The organism is Thermoactinomyces sp. CICC 10735 (assembly GCF_016055175.1).
GTDB classification, from domain to species: Bacteria; Bacillota; Bacilli; order Thermoactinomycetales; family Thermoactinomycetaceae; genus Thermoactinomyces; species Thermoactinomyces vulgaris.
Genome location: NZ_JAECVT010000002.1, coordinates 277,493 through 298,877 on the forward strand (window position 1 = coordinate 277,493; position 21,385 = coordinate 298,877).

At 48.5% G+C, this 21,385-nt stretch carries 20 protein-coding genes; 1 reads left to right on the forward strand and 19 read right to left on the reverse strand.

What is annotated here, in order from left to right; translation table 11 throughout:
- Positions 1 to 92: 92 nt before the first annotated feature.
- The 5 genes from rpoD to ccpN form a co-directional block, all read right to left on the reverse strand.
- Entirely contained in the window at positions 93 to 1,175 is a 1,083-nt protein-coding gene (gene rpoD / locus I8U23_RS04600) for an RNA polymerase sigma factor RpoD (protein WP_082240632.1), read from the reverse strand.
- 56 nt (positions 1,176 to 1,231) lie between these two features.
- Entirely contained in the window at positions 1,232 to 3,067 is a 1,836-nt protein-coding gene (gene dnaG, locus I8U23_RS04605; RefSeq protein ID WP_049720408.1) for a DNA primase, read from the reverse strand.
- Positions 3,068 to 3,435: 368 nt separating this feature from the next.
- Positions 3,436 to 6,081, reverse strand: a complete 2,646-nt coding sequence (ppdK, locus tag I8U23_RS04610; RefSeq protein ID WP_255347168.1) for a pyruvate, phosphate dikinase — start codon at positions 6,079 to 6,081, stop codon at positions 3,436 to 3,438.
- Between the two features lie 2 nt (positions 6,082 to 6,083).
- Complete coding sequence (locus I8U23_RS04615) at positions 6,084 to 6,899, reverse strand: pyruvate, water dikinase regulatory protein (RefSeq protein ID WP_037994505.1); 816 nt, start codon at positions 6,897 to 6,899, stop codon at positions 6,084 to 6,086.
- Between the two features lie 29 nt (positions 6,900 to 6,928).
- Entirely contained in the window at positions 6,929 to 7,558 is a 630-nt protein-coding gene (ccpN, locus tag I8U23_RS04620) for a transcriptional regulator CcpN (protein WP_037994507.1), read from the reverse strand.
- A gap of 168 nt (positions 7,559 to 7,726) precedes the next feature.
- Between ccpN and I8U23_RS04625 the strand changes: the two genes are divergently transcribed.
- A complete protein-coding gene (locus I8U23_RS04625; RefSeq protein WP_037994509.1) occupies positions 7,727 to 8,635 on the forward strand; it encodes an apurinic/apyrimidinic endonuclease family protein in 909 nt (302 codons plus the stop codon).
- A gap of 35 nt (positions 8,636 to 8,670) precedes the next feature.
- Here the strand turns inward: I8U23_RS04625 and glyS are convergent, their stop codons facing one another.
- The 14 genes from glyS to floA all read right to left on the reverse strand — a co-directional run bounded on the left by glyS (position 8,671) and on the right by floA (position 21,373).
- Positions 8,671 to 10,749, reverse strand: coding sequence for a glycine--tRNA ligase subunit beta (glyS, locus tag I8U23_RS04630; protein ID WP_037994511.1), 2,079 nt, complete (start codon positions 10,747 to 10,749; stop codon positions 8,671 to 8,673).
- Complete coding sequence (gene glyQ, locus I8U23_RS04635) at positions 10,746 to 11,633, reverse strand: glycine--tRNA ligase subunit alpha (RefSeq protein ID WP_082240614.1); 888 nt, start codon at positions 11,631 to 11,633, stop codon at positions 10,746 to 10,748. Before glyQ ends, glyS begins: the two co-directional genes overlap by 4 nt.
- Positions 11,634 to 11,953: 320 nt before the next feature.
- Complete coding sequence (gene recO / locus I8U23_RS04640; RefSeq protein ID WP_049720345.1) at positions 11,954 to 12,700, reverse strand: DNA repair protein RecO; 747 nt, start codon at positions 12,698 to 12,700, stop codon at positions 11,954 to 11,956.
- 22 nt (positions 12,701 to 12,722) lie between these two features.
- Complete coding sequence (locus tag I8U23_RS04645) at positions 12,723 to 12,857, reverse strand: YqzL family protein (RefSeq protein WP_082240616.1); 135 nt, start codon at positions 12,855 to 12,857, stop codon at positions 12,723 to 12,725.
- An 82-nt stretch (positions 12,858 to 12,939) separates the two neighbouring features.
- On the reverse strand, positions 12,940 to 13,845 hold the full coding sequence (gene era / locus I8U23_RS04650; RefSeq protein WP_037994701.1) for a GTPase Era: 906 nt from the start codon (positions 13,843 to 13,845) through the stop codon (positions 12,940 to 12,942).
- Positions 13,846 to 13,946: 101 nt separating this feature from the next.
- Positions 13,947 to 14,636: a diacylglycerol kinase gene (locus I8U23_RS04655; protein WP_049720346.1), complete on the reverse strand. Its 690-nt coding sequence runs from the start codon at positions 14,634 to 14,636 to the stop codon at positions 13,947 to 13,949.
- 17 nt (positions 14,637 to 14,653) lie between these two features.
- Positions 14,654 to 15,124 carry an rRNA maturation RNase YbeY gene (gene ybeY, locus I8U23_RS04660; protein ID WP_037994518.1) on the reverse strand — a complete coding sequence of 157 codons (471 nt, stop codon included), beginning with the start codon at positions 15,122 to 15,124 and terminating at the stop codon, positions 14,654 to 14,656.
- Entirely contained in the window at positions 15,121 to 17,265 is a 2,145-nt protein-coding gene (locus tag I8U23_RS04665) for an HD family phosphohydrolase (RefSeq protein ID WP_049720347.1), read from the reverse strand. The genes ybeY and I8U23_RS04665 overlap by 4 nt, the downstream gene beginning before the upstream one ends.
- Positions 17,266 to 17,278: 13 nt before the next feature.
- The gene (locus I8U23_RS04670) at positions 17,279 to 18,265 is read right to left on the reverse strand and encodes a PhoH family protein (RefSeq protein ID WP_049720348.1); all 987 of its coding nucleotides are present in this window, start codon (positions 18,263 to 18,265) and stop codon (positions 17,279 to 17,281) included.
- A 4-nt stretch (positions 18,266 to 18,269) separates the two neighbouring features.
- Entirely contained in the window at positions 18,270 to 19,481 is a 1,212-nt protein-coding gene (gene yqfD / locus I8U23_RS04675; RefSeq protein ID WP_037994520.1) for a sporulation protein YqfD, read from the reverse strand.
- A 14-nt stretch (positions 19,482 to 19,495) separates the two neighbouring features.
- Complete coding sequence (locus tag I8U23_RS04680) at positions 19,496 to 19,753, reverse strand: YabP/YqfC family sporulation protein (protein ID WP_037994522.1); 258 nt, start codon at positions 19,751 to 19,753, stop codon at positions 19,496 to 19,498.
- Between the two features lie 131 nt (positions 19,754 to 19,884).
- Positions 19,885 to 20,073, reverse strand: coding sequence for an alpha/beta-type small acid-soluble spore protein (locus tag I8U23_RS13390; protein WP_037994523.1), 189 nt, complete (start codon positions 20,071 to 20,073; stop codon positions 19,885 to 19,887).
- A gap of 131 nt (positions 20,074 to 20,204) precedes the next feature.
- Complete coding sequence (locus tag I8U23_RS04690) at positions 20,205 to 20,387, reverse strand: hypothetical protein (protein ID WP_037994524.1); 183 nt, start codon at positions 20,385 to 20,387, stop codon at positions 20,205 to 20,207.
- Complete coding sequence (gene floA / locus I8U23_RS04695; protein WP_369792444.1) at positions 20,384 to 21,373, reverse strand: flotillin-like protein FloA; 990 nt, start codon at positions 21,371 to 21,373, stop codon at positions 20,384 to 20,386. The genes I8U23_RS04690 and floA overlap by 4 nt, the downstream gene beginning before the upstream one ends.
- Between the last annotated feature and the right edge of the window lie 12 nt (positions 21,374 to 21,385).

Consider the following 21,385-nt stretch of genomic DNA (forward strand, 5'->3'; position numbering starts at 1 on the left):
CCGAAACTTATTTGCAATGAGGGTTGAAAAGGGATAAAATTGAATCAACAAAAAAGAAACGCACCCGGTTGGGTGCGTCAAACCACCAAATTTTATTCGAGGAAATCTTTTAAACGTTTGCTGCGGCTTGGATGACGCAATTTGCGAAGTGCTTTGGCTTCAATCTGACGAATCCGTTCCCGTGTCACGCCAAAGACTTTCCCGACTTCTTCCAAAGTGCGGGTGCGTCCATCATCCAATCCAAAACGTAAACGCAAAACATTTTCTTCCCGTTCCGACAAGGTATCCAACACATCTTTCAACTGTTCTTTCAACAATTCATAAGCCGCGGCATCCGCTGGTGCTTGTGCATCATCATCCGGAATGAAATCGCCCAGATGGGAGTCATCTTCTTCTCCGATCGGCGTTTCCAACGAAACGGGTTCTTGGGCAATTTTCATGATTTCCCGTACCTTTTCAGGGCTTAAACCCATTTCTTCGGCAATTTCTTCCGGTGTCGGCTCCCGGCCGAGTTCTTGCAACAATTGACGGGACACGCGAATCAATTTATTAATGGTTTCCACCATATGAACCGGGATTCGAATGGTGCGGGCCTGATCGGCAATGGCGCGGGTGATGGCTTGCCGGATCCACCAGGTTGCGTACGTGCTGAATTTAAATCCTTTACGGAAATCAAACTTTTCAACGGCTTTAATCAGCCCCATATTTCCTTCCTGAATCAAATCCAAGAACAACATTCCCCGTCCGACATACCGCTTGGCGATACTGACCACCAGGCGCAAGTTGGCTTCAGCCAGCCGCTGCTTGGCTTCTTCATCCCCCTGTTCAATCCGTTTAGCCAATTCGACTTCTTCTTCCGCAGTCAGCAAAGGAACACGGCCAATCTCTTTGAGATACATCCGGACAGGGTCATTGATTTTAACTCCCGGCGGAACATTTAAATCATCATCCACAAACTCCTCGTCATCGACCTCGGTTTCATCAAAATCCGAATCGTCTTCTTCATTGACCACTTCGATTCCCTGATCATGCAAGTGTTCAAAAAACTCGTCCATTTGTTGGGAACTTTGGTCGAAAGGAGACATTTTTTCCATGATCATTTTATAAGATAAAACACCTTGCTTTTTGCCTTTTTCCACCAATTGTTCTTTGGCTTGATCCAAAGTTAGTTCCATTTCATTTTGTTTGTTCGCCAAGTTCCTTTCCTCCTCCTTTCTGATGAACTCGTTTCCTAAATCCGCATATGCAACTGATTACGCAACTGCGTAACTTCCTTTAACAACTTTGCGGCTTTGACGGGTTCATCAGCACGCGATAGTTGTTCAATCTGTCTCTCCTTTTCTTCAATCTGTTTCAGGAGAGGAACATCTCGTATATGGTGAACACAATCCCTCAATTCCTTTTCCGAAATCTCATCGGGCAACTCCATGAAAGCAAGTTTTGCGGCCACTGATTCCAGATCGGGGTCGGTCAATGTACGGATAAAGGCTCCGGGATCTTCCGGGCTGTCCCGGTCATAGTAAGAATAAAGATAAGCTGCCAACACGGCATAAATTTCTGTATTGAAATCAGCTCCCAAATGGGTTTTCACCCATTCCGTCACTGATCTGCTTCTCATCATATGGGCAATCAGATACATCTCCGATTTCTCGGCAATCGACCGGGGTTGAGCACCTCCGATCAAATGTTTGCCAATCTCTTGATACCCATTATTCCACTTGGAGCCATCTTTATCCCTTTTGCTTTTCTGCTTTATCCGCTTTGCTTTCCGCAGTTCATCTTTCAGGGCATCCAATGAAAGATGAAACTCTCCGGCCAACCGGCGAAGATAGTGATCTTGTTCAATGGCTTGAGGCAACCTGGCAATGACACCGACCGCTTCGGCCAGATATTTCATGCGTTCGTCTTCATCCTGCAAATCATATTTTTTCTTTAGGATTTCCAATTTAAATGCCGTTAATGGCATGGCCGCCGCCAAAATTTCTTCTTTAAACGCCGTCTTTCCGAACCGCCGGATGTAATCGTCCGGATCCAATCCCAAGGGCATTTGCGCGACTTTGACCGTGCATCCTTCATTTTTTAACAATTCAATTCCTCTGAAAGCCGCATTCTGCCCGGCTTCATCGGAATCGTAACTCAAAATGACATGGTCTGAATTTCTCTTCAGGATTCGTGCTTGGGTTTCGCTCAGAGCCGTTCCCAACGTCGCAACACCATTGGGAACCCCTGCCTGCCAGGCAGAGATCACATCCATGTATCCTTCAAACAGAACGGCTTTGGAATGTTTACGTATGTGAGAACGTGCACGATGAAGATTATATAAATGATTCCGTTTATGAAATAATATTGTATCAGGACTGTTCAAATACTTCGGTTGTCCGTCTCCCAATGCCCGTCCGCCAAAGCCGATCACTTTTCCCTGGGCGTCATGAATCGGAAACATCAGGCGATGTCGAAAACGGTCATAATATTTTTTAGTGTATCCTTGTTCACGCGATGTGATTAATCCAACTTTTTCGAGGATCTCTTCGGAAAACCCTCTTTTTTTAAGGAATGACAGTAGAAATTGAAAAGATGAAGGTGCATAGCCAAGTTGAAACTCTTTGACGGCCTCCGGCAGGATTTCCCGTTGCTTGAGATATTGTCTTGCAACACGGCCGTACTTTGTGGAAAGGAGCACATAATGATACAACTTTGCAGTCAGATCGAGAGCTTTTCTCATTTGCCGGCGCATTTGTTCCTCTTCATCGGAAAGATCTTCCGCAACCAGCTTGGGAACGGGAATGCCGGCTTGTTCAGCTAAATGCGTCACGGCTTCGACAAACGTGTACTGCTCCAGCTCCATGACAAATTTGATCACATCTCCGCCTTTCCCGCAACCGAAACAATAAAAAATCTGTTTATCAGGCGCGACCGAAAAGGAAGGAGTTTTCTCTGAATGAAAAGGGCACAATCCAAAATAATTCTTACCGCTTTTTTTCAGGGAAACGGTCTGTTCAATCACATCGACAATATCATACTCTTTTCTGACTTGGTCAATGACTTCATCAGGAATCCTTCCTTTCATATCCATCACTGCTTTCTAAAGAATTCCTAATAAAAGGTATGGATGGATTGATTCCCCTGCACGAATGTTAACTATTCGCCAACATTCGGCAAACTCCTCCTTCAATCCTTTTTTTATAAAATGGCAATATCTGCAAAAAGTGCTTTGACCTTTCCCTATCCCCTTATTCTACATTAAAAATCGCTTCTCCTTCTAGGTGCCTTCTTTTAAAAATCAGGAGGATAAAAAACCAGGGGAATGAATTCATCATCATATCATTGCATTTTATTTTAATTTTGTAAAGAAATCTTTTTAAAGAAAAAATACCCAACGCGTGGGTATTTTTTTAAATAAATTTATTCTAGTACTACTTTCATATTCTTGCAAGCTTATTTCTCCAAAATGACGGCTTGTGCGGCGGCAAGCCTTGCCAGCGGAACCCGGAAGACAGAGCAGCTGACATAATTCATCCCGACTTCATGGCAAAATCGGATGGATTCTTTTTCTCCGCCGTGCTCCCCGCAAATGCCGGTCTTTAAGGCTGGCTTTGTGTTTCTTCCTTTTTCCGTCCCGATGCGAACCAGCTCCCCGACACCTTCGCGGTCAAGGCGGATGAACGGGTTATCCGGCAGGATTTTCTGATCCACATAGGTATGCAAAAATTTGCCTTCCGCATCATCCCGGCTGTAGCCGAACGTCGTCTGGGTCAAATCATTGGTTCCGAAAGAGAAGAAATCGGCTTCTTCTGCAATTTGGTCTGCCGTCAAGGCTGCTCTCGGAATCTCGATCATGGTTCCCACCTGATATGAAACGCTTACATTTTCAGCCGCCATGACTTCAGCCGCCACTTGTTCCACCAAGGCACGCATCCGTTTCAATTCCTCCACATGCCCCACCAGCGGGATCATGATCTCCGGCTCCACCCGGATGCCTTCTTTGATGCATTCCACTGCCGCTTGGAAGATCGCTTCTGCCTGCATTCGGTAAATTTCGGGGTGAATGATCCCCAGACGGCATCCCCGGTGCCCCAGCATCGGGTTAAACTCATGGAGGGAACGCACTTTTTTAAGCAAATGTTCTTTTTGGCGGTACTCCCCGGTGCCTTCTTGCCCCGCCACTTGCATTTTGGTGATTTCCACCAGCAAGTCTTCCATATTCGGCAGGAATTCATGCAGCGGTGGATCCAACAGCCGGATGTTGACCGGCAATCCGTCCATCGCCCGGAAAATTCCTTTGAAGTCTTCTTTTTGCATGGGCAAAAGCTCATCGAGCGCCTGTTGTCTTTCTTCCTGGTCATCGGCCAGAATCATCCGTTGCACGATCGGAATCCGCTTGGGATCCATAAACATGTGCTCCGTGCGGCATAATCCGATTCCTTCCGCCCCCAGTTCCCGTGCTTTTTCCGCATCTTCCGGATTGTCAGCATTGGTGCGCACTTTCAACCTTCTGATTTCATCCGCCCATTTCAGCAATTCCCGGAACTCGGGAGTCAATTCGGGATCCTTCATCGGAACTTCGCCGATAAACACTTGTCCGGTTCCCCCGTCGATGGACAAAACGTCCCCTTCCCGGAGGGTCACATCCTCTACGGTCACCGTTTTTTGGCGCAAATCGATTTTCAACTGTTCACATCCGCATACGCATGCTTTTCCCATTCCCCTGGCGACCACGGCAGCATGGCTTGTCATTCCGCCGCGGCTTGTCAAAATCCCTTGTGCCGCCAAAACACCATGAATATCTTCCGGCGTCGTTTCCGGCCGGACCAACAACACCCGTTTGCCCTCTTTGGCCCAGGCTTCCGCCGTGTCCGCGTCAAAAACAATTTGTCCGGAAGCCGCTCCAGGCGATGCGGGCAATCCTTTGGCCCATGCGGTCAGCTTGGCGTTATGGTCGATCCGGCGGTGTAACATCTGTTCCAATTGCTCCGGTTCGACCCGCATCAGGGCCTCTTCGCGCGAGATGATTCCTTCCCCGGCCATCTGAACGGCAATCTTCACCGCAGCTTGCGAAGTTCTTTTGCCAACTCTCGTTTGCAGAATGTATAATTTTTTATTTTCAATGGTAAATTCAATATCCTGCATATCCCGGTAAGCGCTTTCCAATTGGTTGCAGATGCGGACCAACTCCTCATAAACATCCGGCATCTCTTTTTCCAGATCGGCGATCGGTTTGGGAGTGCGAATGCCGGCCACCACATCTTCCCCTTGCGCGTTAAACAAAAACTCCCCGTATAACTCTTTCTCCCCGCTGGAAGGGTTTCGTGTGAAGCAAACCCCCGTCCCTGATTCATTCCCCATGTTCCCGAAAACCATGGTTTGCACATTGACGGCCGTTCCCGAATCATCCGGAATTCCGTTCATTTTCCGGTAAATTTTGGCCCGGTTGTTATTCCATGAAGAGAACACGGCTACAATGGCTTGTTTCAATTGCTCCATCGGCTCCTGGGGGAAAGGGTTTTTGGTTTCCTTCCAAATCAGTTCTTTAAACGCGCGAATCACTTCCTGCCAATCCTCTGCATCCAGTTCGGTATCCAGTTCAACGCCTGTTTTCTCTTTCACCTTTTGGATGACTTGTTCGAATTTGTAATGATCCACGCCCAACACGACATCCCCGAACATTTGGATAAACCGGCGGTAACAATCATAGGCAAAGCGGGGATTGCCGGTTTGCCCGGCCAGGCCGGCCGCCGTTTGGTCATTGAGCCCCAGATTCAAAATCGTATCCATCATGCCCGGCATGGAAAATTTGGCGCCTGAACGGACCGAGACCAGCAACGGGCGCTTGGGATGGCCCAGTTTTTTTCCGGTTTCTTTTTCCAGACCGGATATCGCTTCTTTCACCTGCTCCAATAATTCTTCTTTTAACCCTTCCCCACTTTTCAGAAAGTCATTGCACGCTTCGGTGGTGATGGTAAATCCCGGCGGAACGGGCAGACCGACACGGGTCATGTCTGCCAGATTCGCCCCTTTGCCTCCCAACAAATCTTTCATGTCCCTGTTTCCTTCATGAAAACGGTAAACCTGTTTCAAACCCACTGCTATTGTCCCCCTTTTTGAATGATATCCAGTATGAGATTTGCTGTTTCTTCCACGGCTTTGTTGGATACGTTGATCACCGGGCATCCCAGGCGGCGAATCACCCGTTCTGCATAATCCAGCTCTTCCAGGATCCGCTCCATGCTCGCATAGTTGGCACCGGAAGCCAGCCCCAATGCTTTCAGCCTTTCCGTCCGGATGTGATTTAATTGTTCCGGATCAATGGTCAGGCCGATAATGCGATGTGAGGGAACTTGCAGCAACTCTTCCGGCGGTTCCACTTCCGGAACAAGCGGGACGTTGGCCACTTTAAAGCGCTTGTGGGCCAAATACATGGACAGCGGTGTTTTCGAAGTCCGGGAAACCCCCACCAATATGACATCGGCTTTCAAAAGGCCCCGCGGATCTTTGCCGTCATCATATTTCACGGCAAATTCGATCGCTTCCACTTTGCGGAAATAATCTTCATCCAACTGGTGGATCAGCCCCGGCTTGTATTTGGGTTCATGCTGAAACAGCTCAGACATGCCTTGAATCATCGGCCCCATGATATCCACATAAGGGACTTGCTTGCGTCCGGCCTCTGTGATCAGGAGCTCTTGCAATTCCGGAACCACCAAAGTAAAAGCGATCAGCGCTTTTTCCTCTTTGGCGGCTTGTACCGTCTCAATGACGGTATCCGCATCGTTCACATAAGGGATGCGGCGGATTTCGATTTCTCCCCCGTTAAACTGGCTGGAAGCAGCTTTGACCACCAGTTCTGCTGTCTCTCCCACGGAATCGGAAACGACATATACGACTCGTTGCTTTTCTGACATATAAGGTCATACTCCCTCCCTTAATTTCTTCAAGGTTGTCCAAGCTCGACAAATACTTTGGCCAGCGTCGTTTTGCTGATCCGGCCGATCACTTCGAGTTGCTGTTCATCCCCGTCGACCGGGCGAACCACCGGCAAAGAATCCACTTCATGGCGCATCATCTGTTTCGCCGCATAGTAAAGGGTATCTTCCGGCTTGCAAGTGATGATGTTCGGCATCCGGGTCATCACGACCCCGATGGGCATCGATTGCAATTCTTGTTTTCCCATCGCCGCCTGCAATAAGTCTTTCCGTGACACAACACCGACCAGATTGCCTTCTTTTTTTATCACGTAGAGCGAACCGACATCTTCCAAAAACATGGTGCAAATCCCGTCATAAACCGATGTGTGTTCCTGTACGACCACCGGGCGGGATTTGTAATCTTTCACCAGCAAATGACGGATATGTTCCCCCATCAGTTGGTTCGCGGTCTTTCCCGAGTAAAAATAGCCGACACGCGGTCTGGCTTCAAGAAAACCGGCCATGGTCAAGATTGCCAGATCAGGCCGCAACGTGGCTCTGGTTAAGTGAAGTTTGTCGGCAATATGTTCTCCTGTAATCGGACCCTCTTCCTTGACAATCTCCAGGATTTTCTCTTGACGCTTTGTGAGCTCGATTTTTTCACACCTCCCACGAAAGCCTTGCTTTTATTAATTATGACATACTTTTGATCAAAAATCCATGTTTAGTATATAACATTTTTCATCCTTCTTACCAGTGTAATTTTTATCGCTTTTTGAGTTAACATAAGGGTAGATTTGAATCCCGATGATGGAGGACACACCATGTTATTCAACCATCCGATTGCAGTCAGTTGTTCGTGTGATTATTCTTGTTTTCATCATGCCAAAGCCCATGATGTGCAGTATATTGAAGTTCAACTTCCTGAAAAGCCCTTTGATCCCGGCCAATTCCGGGACATGATCAACACCGGCCGGCTCCGGCCCGTCGCTTTTCGGATGCCGCCTTCCGCGGGGCTTGGAACCGGGGCATTCAACCCTGAAGACTGGGAAAAATGGCTTCATCTTTTGCATCAATCCACCGATGAAAAAGGCCGCCGCCTCATCTGCAGCGGCCGGAAAGTTCCGCTCGGCATTATATTTGAATACCTGGACCGTCATCCCACGGACTTTTCCGCATTGCAGGACTTTAAAGATCAATATGTGAAAACCATCGCATCCCAACTGGAAGAGATTCAAAAACTTTGCCGGCCCCTTGGGTTTGAACTGTATTTGGAAAATGCCCCGATGGGGGGAGAACACTACTTTGAACCGGGACGCGCCGATTTGTATCCGGCTCTGCGAACCCCCCGACATTTACTGGAAATCGCCGAAAACACGGGTGTGCGCCTTTGTTTTGACACTGCCAACGCCTGCATCACGTCCAATGTGCTCACCTACATGCACCGATCCCGGAGTTTGTTTGCTGGGGCAACCGAACAAGAAATCACCCACAGAACCAACAACTGGGTGGATTTTTATCAACAGATTCAAAACCATGTGGGATTGGTCCGCCTTTCTTATGCCCACAGCTGGGGGGACACCAAAACCACTCACCACATCCCGTTCCCTCCGTCTGCTTACGGGGAATTGATTCAATTTGCCGAGCTGATCCGGGAGCAAACCCCCGTCATTCTCCCGGGGGAACATTTGGAGGAAATGATCCAAACCCTCCATCAATTGAAAAAAAGCTGAGCAAAAAAAGAAACAGCTTTGAAGCTGTTTCTTTTTTAAGCGAAAACGATCTGGTTAAAATCAGCAAACCGGTGAATCAATCGGGTGACGTCACTAAGCAATGCAAGGCGGTTACTTTTGATTTCCTCTTCTTCCACCATCACCATCACCCGGTCAAAGAAGTGATGAATATCGGGTGCCATTTGCGCCAGGGCTTGATACATGCCAAGGAAATCTTGTTGCTTTTCCGCTTCCTCATAACCGGCTTTCACTTCTTCCAACCGGCGGTAAAGCGCCTTTTCAGCATCCTCCCGGAAAAGGGACGGATCCGGCGTGGAATCTTCGGCATTTTTCGCCAATCGCGCAACACGCGTAAACCCTTCAACTTCTTCTTTAAACGCTTCCCGTCCGACTTGCCCCATCAATACCCGGGCTTTTTCCACGACTTGCACGGGATGGGAAAGATCGGAGGCCAATACCGCATCCATCACATCATACCGGATTTGCTGCTCCTGCAATACCGTACGCAGGCGGAGCGCAAAGAATTCATGCAGTTCTTTTTCCAGTTCGCCGGGATGCTTTTGAAGCAATCCGGCATCGTCCAGTTGCGCCAAGGAAAGTTGCCACAATTGCTTTAAAGAAAGCTTGTGGTAATCCCCGGCCAACAAAATCTGGATGATCCCCTGCGCTTTTCTGCGCAAGCCGTAGGGGTCTTGTGATCCGGTCGGCTGAATCCCGATTCCAAAGCTGGACACAATTGCATCGATTTTATCAGCAAGCGAGAGCAATCCGGCAATTCTCCGGCTTGGGAGGGCATCTCCGGAAAAACGGGGCAAATGGTGCTCATACACGGTTTCGGCCACTTCCGTTTCCTCTCCGGCATTCAGTGCATAAGTGCGCCCCATGATTCCTTCCAGTTCGGGAAATTCCCCGACCATCTGGGTCACGGCGTCAAACTTGCAAATGTGCGCCGCCCGTTTTAATTGAGACCGCTCTTTTTCCGAAAGGCCGATCCCGTCAGCCAGTTGTGCGGCAAGTGCTACGAGCCGGCGCACCCGATCCCCCAGGCTTCCCAATTCATCTTGATACACAATCTGATCCAATTTTTGTACGGCATCATCCAACGCAAGCTTTAAGTCTTCTTCATAGAAGAAGCGGGCATCAGACAAGCGGGCACGGAGCACCTTCTCATTTCCTTTGGCCACCGTTTCCAAATATTGGTCATCTCCGTTGCGGACCGTCACAAAATAAGGCAATAACCGGCCGTTTTGATCTTCCACCGGAAAATAACGTTGATGTTCCCGCATGGTGGTGACCAACACTTCACGCGGCAGAATCAGAAACTCTTCATCGTATTGCCCGTACAACACCGTCGGGTATTCCACCAGATGGGTAATCTCCTTCAACAAGCCTTCCTCTGTCGGAATCACCCAACCCTTTTCTTCCTCCAACCTTCTCAGCTGGTTCAAAATGGCATTTCTTCTCGTCTCCACGTCGGCCAAAACATATTGCTGATTCATCACCTCTTCATAAGCACCGGCTTCCGGAATCACCGCTTCGCTTCCCAAAAAGCGATGCCCCCTGGTTTGATTGCCTGCCGTCAGCCCCGCCCACCGGACGGGAATGATTTCGTCTCCCAACAGACAAACCAGCCAGCGCACCGGACGGATAAACCTGACCCGCGAATTCCAGCGCATGGTCTTTGGAAAATGGAATTGGTTCAGCAAAGACGGAATCCCTTCCGGCAACAACTCCGCCGTCCGTTTTCCGGGTTGGTGAATTTTGGCAAAAACGTAGTTTTCCCCTTTCACCTCTTTGAGAACAAGTTGTTCGGGATCCACCCCTTGTTTTTTGGCAAATCCCTGAGCCGCTTTGCTCCAGGTGCCATCCTCCAGCTTGGCGATTTTTTCCGCAGGCCCTCTCACTTCTTTATACACGTCTTCTTGCCGTTCCAAAACGCCTGTGACACAAACGGCCAACCGGCGCGGGGTTGCATAGGTTTTGCAATGGCTGTATTGAACCCGGTTTTCTTCCAGCCAACCGGTCAACTTGTCTTTCAGCTGGGCCGCCGCATCATCCACAAACCGGGCCGGAATTTCCTCGCAACCGATTTCCAGCAACAAATCCTTGCTCATTTGCTTCTTCCCCCTTCTTGTTTTAATAAGGGATAACCCAATTTCTCCCTTTGCTCGACGAAAGCTTTGGCGATTTTCCGGGCCAGGTTTCGCACCCGTCCGATATAACCGGTCCGCTCCGTCACACTGATCGCTCCCCGGGCTTCCAGCAGATTGAAGACATGCGAGCATTTCAGCGCATAGTCATATGCCGGGAAAACCAATTGGTCCTCCAAAGCCCTCATCGCTTCTTTCTCAAAGTCGTCAAACTGGCGGAAGAGCCACTCTTTATTGGAGACTTCAAAGGTATATTTGGAATGCTCATATTCCGGCTGGCCAAACACATCGCCATACTTTACGCCATCCACCCATTCAAGGTCAAAGACATTTTCCTTTTCCTGAATGTAAGAGGCCAAGCGTTCCAATCCGTAAGTCAATTCCACGGAAACCGGATCCACATCCAGACTGCCCACTTGTTGGAAATATGTAAATTGGGTCACTTCCATCCCGTCCAGCCATACTTCCCATCCCAGTCCGGCCGCGCCGAATGTCGGGTTTTCCCAGTTGTCTTCCACAAACCGGATATCATGCTTGGACGGGTCAATCTCCAACGCTTCCAAGCTTTTTAAATAGATTTCCTGAATGTTGTCCGGTGCCGGCTTTAACAGCACTTGAAATTGATGGTGCTGGTAAAGGCGGTTGGGATTTTCCCCGTAACGGCCATCCGCCGGACGCCGGGAAGGTTCCACATACGCCACGTTCCACGGTTCCGGACCCAACGCCCTTAAAAAAGTCATTGGATTTAAGGTTCCGGCCCCTTTTTCCGTATCGTAGGGCTGGGCGAGGATACAACCATGCGAAGCCCAATAATCTTGCAATCGTTTGATCATCTCCTGCATGTTCACAGCTTTCCACCTCCGTCAAATTTCCACCTAAAAAACCTCTCATCCCTGACAAAACCCATGGTTTTCTCATAGGGACGAGAGGTTTTCCCGCGGTTCCACCCTATTTGACCCGGACTTGGTCCAGGCCCGCTTTTTATCATACAGCGCTTAAGAACTGCCTTCACCAATTGCCCGGACCGGGCTCCCACCATCCCCGGCTCGCTGTTCACACAGACAGATTTGGCTACTCCTTTTCTCTCATCGCGCCGATCTTCAAATTTTAATAATGGTATAGCAAAAATCCTTTCAAATGTCAATATCCATGAAAAAATCCGGAAGTCTCACGTCCAGATTTTTTTGAACTGCTCCAGCAGTTGCAAGGATTTCAGCCGGACCGGCAAATACTCTTCAACAAATCCCCGGATCATTTTTTCCAACTGCTCTTTGGTCTCCGGTTTCACATCGATTTTACCGAGCCGGTGCGGATCGACTTGTTGCAGGATCCGCAAAATCCGGATGCTTGCCTCCGATACCAAAATCCCGTCTCGATCCTGATCCTGACAACTTTCGCATAACCAACCGCCCTGACGGATACTGAAACGGACAGGACGCCGTCCGGAACAACAAGAAACACACCGGTCCGTCTCCGGAGTGTATCCCGCCGTCCTCAACACTCTGAGTTCCAAAATAAAGGTTAAGATGTCAGGGTCCTTTTTTTGTTCCAAATGCTCCAACAAGCTGGTCAACAAATCGTACATAGAAGGATCCGCTTCTTTTTCTTCCGTCGTTTTGTCGATCAACTCCAGCCAGTAGGCGCCATATGACGTCAACAAGAGATCAGAACGCAATAAATGATGAGAAGAAATGAGATCAGCTTGCGACAACGTCGCGATGTTCCCGTTTCCAAAACTGACAAAATGAGCCCGGGTAAACGGCTCGGTCACGGCTCCAAAACGGCTTTTCGTTTTCTTGGAGCCTCTGGCCATAAAAGAAACTTTCCCCTGGTTTTTCGTATAAACGGTTAGAATTTGATGGCTCTCTCCGTAATCGCGAGCTTTCAGGACAATCCCCTCATATTTGTTTAACACCAGTTAACCGCCCTTTCCCGTGTCAGCCGCTTTCCTCCTCATCCCGCTCTTTTTGCGCTTTTTCTTCATTCTCTTTTATGTTTTCGAGGCTTTTGAGCAAGAGATATGCATCGATACTGCCAGTCACTTCAAAGCAACTCCATAAGAAATTGCGCAACCAGTATCACCCTTTCCGTATTTTACAACTTTAGGATGACCTTTTGAGCGGGAGAGTATAAGAAGGAAAATTTGTCATTTTTTCAGATCTCTTCTTCCGTGTAACCCAGTTGACGCAACATGATATCTTCATTGGTCCAGTCTTTTTTCACTTTGACCCACAAATCAAGGAAAATCTTCACACCCAGCAAACGCTCGATTTCAACCCGGGCACGCGTGCCGACTTCTTTCAGCAAGGCTCCTTTTTTTCCGATCAGGATGCCTTTTTGTGAAGGCCGCTCAGCATATATCGTTGCCAACACATCCACGATGTCCTTCCCGGGTCTCCGCTTCATTTCCTCGACAACGACCGCCACCGAATGCGGAATCTCTTCCCGGGTCAGTTCGAGGACTTTTTCCCGGATTAATTCACTGACGATAAACCGTTCGGGATGATCGGTCACCTGGTCGGACGGATAATATTTCGGCCCTTGCGGCAAATACTGAAAAACCTGTTGGATCAGCGTTCCCGTATTATTTCCGTTCAGCGCCGAAATCGGCACCACTTCCGCAAACGAAAAATCTTTGCGGTATTTGTCAATGAGCGGCAACAGATCATCCGGATGCACCTGGTCGATTTTATTGACAACCAAAAAAACAGGTGTTTTGACATCCTTTAAATGGTTCATGATAAATTCATCCCCGGGACCTTTTCCTGCGACCGCATCCACCAGAAACAGGATCAAATCCACTTCTTCCAAGGCATTGTGCGATGCCCTGACCAGCATTTCCCCCAATTTGGATTGCGGCTTGTGAATCCCCGGTGTATCCAGGAAAACAATTTGTCCGTTTTCTTCGGTGTAAACCCCCCGGATCTTGTTGCGGGTGGTTTGCGGTTTGTCGGACATAATGGCGATCTTTTGCCCGATCACATGATTCATCAAAGTCGATTTTCCCACATTCGGGCGCCCGATCAAGGCTACAAATCCTGAACGAAATTCACTTCCCAAGTCAATATCCCCTTTCAAAAATTGCTTGGCCCTTCTTGTAAAGAATGGTTGCCAAGCAATGGTCTTTTTCTTTATCTATTTTCACCGGAAACGGCCGGTTCTTACAAGAACTGCGCGCCAATCAGGGCCACCAAAATCCCCAGGCAGACGCCAAAAAACACCGGTTTCCGCGAAGAACGGAAGCGGAGGCGGGTGCCGATCAACATGGCAAAAAGCACAAGGACCAATAAGGTGATCAAAAAATGACCGATGACACCGATCAGTAATACCGAAACACAACCGGCAATGGATGCAACCATACTGGGCTCCCAACTTCCACGATCCATACGTTGCAACCAGCCCTTTATGAAAAGCGTGAGGAAAAAGTCAAACACAATGATGATTGCAAGACTGATATTGGCCGGAATCGTCTTTTGGTTGATGGCCAGGGTAAACAAAGCATCCAGATGCGGATAAAAAACACTGATTCCGATGATCACGGCAAATCCGGCGGTAAGAAGCACCGCACCGGCTGCGACATCTTTGGCCACTTTGGCAAGCGGATGATACTCACCGGTGACCATATCGACGACGGCTTCAATGGCCGTATTAATCAATTCAGCAAACAGGACGAGGACGATTGCGACAAACAAGACCAGAACTTCCACTTTGTTCATCGGGAGCGTGAGGCTCAGCAAAAGAACCCCCAATGCCACCAAAAAATGAAACCGCATGTTCCGTTGCGTCACAATCGTGTATTTTAATCCTTCCAAAGCGTAGACAAAACTGCGTAACAGTTTGGTCACTTTCATGAAAGACATCCTCCCTTTTACCGGTGCAAACCTGCTTGCTGTAAGATCTCCTCCTGTCTTTGGAACATTTCCTTTTCTTCTTCCGCCGTTTCATGATCATATCCCAACAAATGCAAAAAACCGTGTACGGCCAGAAAGCCCAGTTCCCGTTCGAGGGAATGGCCGTATTCTTCCGCCTGCTCCTTCGCTTTGGGGTAAGAAATCACAATATCCCCGAGCGGCACGGTTTCTTCTTCTTCCGAGATCACCCATTCCTCCCCCGGTTCCCACAGGGGAAACGACAAGACATCGGTGGGACGGTCCACCTGGCGATACTCCTTGTTCAACGCATGAATCTGTTCATTGTCCACCACCGTGACCGCCACATCCGCCGGAGGCAGGTTTTCAGCCCGGGCGGCGGCCCGGAGCGCTTTTAATATCACCGAAAGTGACTCTTGTTCGGCTTCGTTTAAGGGAGTTTCCACTTGCAAATCGATGACTAAACTCATTCTTTCTTGACTCCTTTGGCATTTCCTGTTTCATCCGGATATTCGATGCGCGAATGAAAGATTCCCTGCAAGGTTTCGCAAACCGATTTTTCAATCAAATCAAGCTCCCTCAGGGTCAGGTCACATTCATTGAACTGTCCGTCCTCCAACCGCTCCCGAATGATCTTTTTGACCATGTTTTCGATGCGGGACGGAGTCGGTCTGGACAGCGACCGGACAGCTGCTTCCACACAATCACAGATTCCGACAATCGCGGCCTCTTTAAATTGTGCTTTGGGCCCGGGGTAACGGTAATCTTCTTCACGCACATTCTCCATTTGTTCTTTGGCTTTAAAATAAAAATATTTGATCAAGGTGGTTCCGTGATGTTGGGCGGCGATATCCTGAATCGGTTTGGGGATATTGTGGGACTTTAATAACTCCACCCCGTCTTTGGCATGGGAAATGATAATGCTTTTGCTTAAATTGGGCGATATTTTGTCATGGGGATTTTCCTTGGACAATTGATTTTCGATAAAAAATTGCGGACGTTTGGTTTTGCCCACATCATGATAATAAGCCCCCACCCTCGCCAGCAATCCGTTGGCGCCGATCGCTTCGGCCGCCGCTTCCGACAAGTTTCCGACCATCACCGAATGGTGGTAAGTCCCCGGACTTTGAATCAGCAACTTTCGCAACAACGGATGGTTCGGATTTCCGAGTTCAATGAGACGCATCGGGGACAAAATGCCAAAAAGCGTTTCCAAATAGGGGAGAAAACCCATGGTCAAAACAGCCGAAAAGATCCCGCCCAACATGGCAAAACCGATCGACTGCAACAATTCATTCAAGGTTCCCTCCACCGGCATCATAAACCAGATGGCCATCACCGGAATCACGGAAGCCAGCGAAGAAATAAGCCCCGCCTTCAAAATGGCGCTTCTTTTTCGCACATCGCCCAACGCAAACGCCGCCGTCATCCCGCTCACCAGTGAAACCAGACCGTACCGGTAATCAAACAGCAAATGATTATCCCCGTTAAACAACACACTGCAGAAGATCGACAAAAAGACCGTGCAGATCAAAGACAAGCGTATGTTGAGCAATAAAGTGATCAGCATGGATCCCAATCCGACCGGAACCAGATATCCGATTTTGCTCCATTCGAGATTTTGGCCGTAAGACACCACTTTCATCCCGATCAGCGTGAGCAGCAAGATGCAAAACAGCAACAACAAGTTCCGGTTATTATGGTGATTTTCCTGATCAAAGCGGTAAATGTAATAATATAAAAGACCCATGATGGTAAAGACAAACAAAAGGATTCCCAGATGTGTCTGCAATTGGGTATCTTTTTTCAGCAGGCCCAATTCTTGCAATTTTCGATACTGGTCATCCGTCACCACTTCTCCGTAAGCGACGATGATTTGCCCTTTGTTGATGGGAATCGGCTTGACCGCCTCCTGTACAGCCTGTTTTTGCTGTTCGGTCTGATTCTTGTCATAAAATTCATTGACAACCAGGCTTTTTTTCGCCAGTTCACTCACCAGGGCCTGCTCTTCATTGTTCAGGGTGTTAACGCTGAGATATAAGGTCTGATCCACTTTTTCCTGCATTTTTTTCAGTTCGTCTTCCCGAACCCCTTCTTGTAAGATTTCAGACACAATTTGGCGGGCGGTCAAACGAATCACTTGCAGGCGGTTCAGCGAAACATTCAACAGTTTTTGGTAAAACCCGTCTGAAAACCCCAAGGAAAAAGTGGCTTCAAAATCATTTTTTAATTTCTCCCGCTTTTCATCCGCATCGACCGGCTTCTCCAAAATTTCTTTGGCCATCACAAAAATGGAATCAATCTTTCCGATTTGCTGCATGGTTAAATGATCATCTTTGATGTACACCGGCTCCACGGATGCAGCCGCTTTTTTCCTTGCCTGATTGGTCGCATATTCATCCACTTTGGTAACGGGGGACACCACCGTTGCCGGACTGGGCTCCCCGAGGGTGATATCATATTGGTCGGGCAACACATGATGGATCAGCAATAAATAGAACGCGATCCCGAAGATCGCGTACATCAGAATCTTAACACGCCAGCTTGTTTTCCAATCCTTTAAAAGAAACCAATGGCTCACACCAGAGGTCGGTTCTTTGCTCTCTTTCATCGAAACCGGCTCCTTATCTGTTCTCCTCTTCTTTTGAATCGGCTTCATAAGCATCAATGATTTTCTGTACCAAGGTATTGCGGACAACATCGGCTTGTCCCAAATAAACAAAGCTGATTTCCGGAATCGATTTCAAAATCCGTTCGGCTTCTTTCAAACCGGACTTTTTGCCTCTCGGCAAATCAATCTGCGTCACATCTCCCGTGACCACCATTTTGGAACCAAACCCCAGACGGGTCAAAAACATTTTCATCTGTTCAGGGGTCGTGTTTTGCGCTTCATCCAAAATCACAAACGAATCCTCCAAGGTCCGTCCCCTCATGTAAGCCAACGGGGCAACTTCAATCAACCCCCGTTCCATCATTTTATTCATTTGCTCGGTGCCCAGCATCGTATATAAGCTGTCATAAAGCGGACGCAAATAAGGATCCACTTTCTCCTGCAGATCCCCGGGCAAAAAGCCCAGATTTTCTCCAGCTTCGACAGCCGGGCGGGTTAAAACAATCCGTTTCACCCGATGGGCTTTCAGTGCCGACACGGCCATCACCACCGCCAAGAACGTTTTACCGGTTCCGGCCGGACCCACACCAAAAACAATGTCCGATTTTTGAATGGCCGTCACGTAATGGCGCTGTCCCAACGTTTTGACCCGGATGGCTTTCCCTTTTTGGGTCACACCGATTTCTTCCTGGTACAATTCCAGCAATTCATCGGCCATCCCCTGTTCCGCCAGGCGGTGAGCATACACCACATCCCTTTCGGTCACTTGCATCCCGCGGCGAATGAGGGTGATCAGTACCCGGAACAATTCCTCCAATATTTCAACGTCCCCGGGCCGACCTTGGATCAGCACCTCTCCCCCGCGCGAAATGATTTGGGCATTGGTGTTTCTTTCAATTTGTTTCAAATAAGCATCATGGGGGCCAAAAAGGCTCAGGGCTTCCGCCCCGTTGCGCAAATGAATTTTTACGGTTTTGTTCTCTTCACGTGGATTTTGCAATGGCTCATTCTCCTTGCAGAATCGGTTGGATTTTAGCGATATTTTCAATCACATCAAAGTGTACTTTCAAATAAACTTTACCATTCTCTTGGCGCTTCTGCAAAACTTTTTGCCCCAAAATCCGCCCGTCCGATCCGGTTTTTTTAAGTAAATCCTCCTTGGCGTGAACCAGTCCTTCCTGAACGGCTTCATCAACCGACAACCGTTCTTTCATCCACTCCATTTCCAACTCTTCCCGTTCCACCCAGCCAACAGGAAGTTCCCACCGGCCCAACTTCAGAAAGTGAAAATGATCCATTACCTCGGTTGATTTATACGGCGGTTTTCTGTGAAAAGGATTTTTCATCACATGGGAAAACAGATAAGGATAAACATGTTTTTCGCGTCGTCCCGTATACACTTTTCTTTTTCGTTCGAGCGGAATCTCGACACTGGACTCATACCAAACCTCTCCCCATACTTTTCCCTTTGCACCCACTATTTTTTTCGATTTTGAATCATTTAAGTCCCCGTAAATTCCCGATACCAAAATTTGGCCTTCTTTGACGACATCATTCACCTCGACCATCGGATTGCCCCGTTCCACTTTCAGATCGTAAATCAATGCGTTTTTGGTGGCAACCAAATGCACGGGTCCGGCATCGCCGTTTTGTTCCCCGGACGGATCCTTCTCCCTTTTTTCCACCACGGTCACCACCACCCGTGTCCCTTCAACGCGGACGCCGACCCAGGAAGCCTGCGGCAGTTGGGACAGCAAACGGTATTGGACTTCTTCCCGGTCCGGCAAACGCATCTTCCATTGGCCTGGATACACGCCTTCTTTTTTTAATAAAGCTTGTACGTGTTGCACGGGAATCTTCTCCGTCCCTTCCACTTTCACATTCCACACCAGCGAGGTGAACAAAAGAATCAAGACAAAAAACAAAACAGAGCCCGCAACGAAGAACTTCCTCCTTTTCAAGCGCTTTAATAAAAAAGGAAGTCCTTCTTTTTTCACAATCCTCACCCGGTTGCGTGATTTACGCGCAATCCGGTAGAAAGAGAGAAACTCCGACAGTGGCACTTTTAACCGGATGCGATGCCCGTCCAGCCATTCGATATTTTCCAGTTCCATCCCCTGCTGAACCGCTTGGTTTAGCAAAGAAGTCAAATGCTCCCCTTCGCAAATACATTCGATTTTTCCTTTGAAATTGGATGGTAAGATGTTGGATGACACGCCGGGTCCTCCTCTTATTCCTGAAATTGAAAGCCCTGAATTTTTCCTTCAACCCATACCACTTCAGGCTGAATGGCTTTGATTTTTAATTGCTTTCCTTCGATCTTCAAAATTCCGGTTTTTGTCTTTAGCAACAATTCATCGGCGTTAAATTTCTCAATCTCCTGATAATTTTCCACTTGCATGGTCATTGAGCCGATGATCTCAATCCGCGGAGCATCACTTGCCACATGAACCGGTAAATCCAACCAATCCGAAGCCCATTTGCGCATGGTTTTCAGCCTTCCTCTCCACCCGCCCCTTCTTTTGTACCATCCTTATGCTTCGATGTACTCCGTTATGTTTCGTTCCTTCCAACCAAAAAAGCATGGGAACCGTGAATCACCCATGCTTGTCAACCCGTTTATTCATTCAATTGTTTTTGCGCTTGCGAAATGAGCCGTTTCGTGATCTCACCGCCGACGGAACCATTGGCACGGGCCGCCGTGTCAGAGCCCAACTTCACTCCGAATTCCGAAGCAATTTCTTCTTTGAACTGGTTTAAGACCTGCCGGGCACCGGGAACGAGCAATCGGTTGGAACGGTTGGCCACCTTCTTCACCTCCTTTGTTTTTTTAGTATGAGTGTACGGATTGAATCCATGACAGAGATTTATTTCCTTGGTTGGGATAAAAAAGAAAAGTCCGTTCCCCCGCAAGGAACGGACTTTTTGTTTGATATGCATTAAAAGCGGCGATACCGGACCCAGGAAAATGGTTTCAAGGCCCGGGGCGCTCCCAAAATTTCACTCATCAAAAATCCCCGGCGAAGCTCGGAACGGGTCAGCCAAAGCGATGCCTCCGGATCATTTTTTGTCTCCTCTCTCTGATTCCCTTCCACCTTCTCCTTCACTTCTTCAAAAATCATTCTTTATCTCCACCATTCTCCTTGAGGTCATCTCCGCGCAGGGAACGGCGCATTTTGGTGTCGGCTTCAATATTTTGCAACATGTAATAATCCATAAAGCCCATTTTTCCGGAACGCAACGCTTCGGCCAAAGCCAATGGAACCTGGGACTCCGCCTCGATCACTTTGGCTTTCATCTCTTGAACGCGTGCTTTCATTTCCTGTTCCGCGGCCACCGCCATGGCCCGCCGTTCTTCGGCTTTCGCCTGGGCAATCTTCTTGTCCGCTTCGGCTTGGTCAATTTGCAAAGAAGCGCCGATGTTTTTTCCGATATCGACATCCGCAATGTCAATGGACAAGATTTCAAACGCTGTCCCTGCATCCAAACCTTTGCTTAAAACAGTGTTGGAGATCATGTCGGGATTTTCCAAGACTTCTTTGTGGTTTTCCGCCGATCCGTTGGTGGTGACAATCCCTTCCCCCACGCGGGCAATGATGGTTTCTTCACCGGCGCCTCCGACCAAACGGTCGATGTTGGCACGCACCGTCACCCGCGCAATCACCTTGACTTCGATTCCGTCTTTACAAACTGCAGAAACTTCCGGGGTTTCAATCACTTTGGGGTTGACGCTCATCTGCACGGCTTCCAGCACGTCCCGTCCAGCCAAATCAATGGCCGCCGCCCGTTCAAACACCAGGTCGATATTGGCACGTTGTGCCGCAATCAAAGCATCCACCACACGATCCACGTTTCCGCCTGCCAAATAATGCGTTTCCAATTGGGAAATATCCACATTCAATCCGGCTTTACGCGCCTTGATCAACGGATTGACAATGCGGGCAGGAGTAATCCGGCGCAACCGCATACCGATCAGGGTGGTCAAACCGATGTAAACCCCCGAGGCCATGGCCGTGATCCACAGCATGACCGGAACAAAGGAAAAAAACAGGGAAATCGCGATGATAATCAAGATAACCGAAAACAACGAACCAAAATCCATACCCATTTCTCCTTTTTG

What these genes read in the sequence shown, in the direction of transcription:
- rpoD (WP_082240632.1), bottom strand. Translation starts at nt 1,175, where the DNA reads ATGGAACTAACTTTGGATCAAGCCAAAGAACAATTGGTGGAAAAAGGC.
- dnaG (WP_049720408.1), bottom strand. Translation starts at nt 3,067, where the DNA reads ATGAAAGGAAGGATTCCTGATGAAGTCATTGACCAAGTCAGAAAAGAG.
- I8U23_RS04615 (WP_037994505.1), bottom strand. Translation starts at nt 6,899, where the DNA reads ATGTCAGAAAAGCAACGAGTCGTATATGTCGTTTCCGATTCCGTGGGA.
- I8U23_RS04625 (WP_037994509.1), top strand. Translation starts at nt 7,727, where the DNA reads ATGTTATTCAACCATCCGATTGCAGTCAGTTGTTCGTGTGATTATTCT.
- glyS (WP_037994511.1), bottom strand. Translation starts at nt 10,749, where the DNA reads ATGAGCAAGGATTTGTTGCTGGAAATCGGTTGCGAGGAAATTCCGGCC.
- I8U23_RS04655 (WP_049720346.1), bottom strand. Translation starts at nt 14,636, where the DNA reads ATGAAAGTGACCAAACTGTTACGCAGTTTTGTCTACGCTTTGGAAGGA.
- ybeY (WP_037994518.1), bottom strand. Translation starts at nt 15,124, where the DNA reads ATGAGTTTAGTCATCGATTTGCAAGTGGAAACTCCCTTAAACGAAGCC.
- I8U23_RS04665 (WP_049720347.1), bottom strand. Translation starts at nt 17,265, where the DNA reads ATGAAAGAGAGCAAAGAACCGACCTCTGGTGTGAGCCATTGGTTTCTT.
- I8U23_RS04680 (WP_037994522.1), bottom strand. Translation starts at nt 19,753, where the DNA reads ATGCGCAAATGGGCTTCGGATTGGTTGGATTTACCGGTTCATGTGGCA.
- I8U23_RS04690 (WP_037994524.1), bottom strand. Translation starts at nt 20,387, where the DNA reads ATGATTTTTGAAGAAGTGAAGGAGAAGGTGGAAGGGAATCAGAGAGAG.
- floA (WP_369792444.1), bottom strand. Translation starts at nt 21,373, where the DNA reads ATGGGTATGGATTTTGGTTCGTTGTTTTCGGTTATCTTGATTATCATC.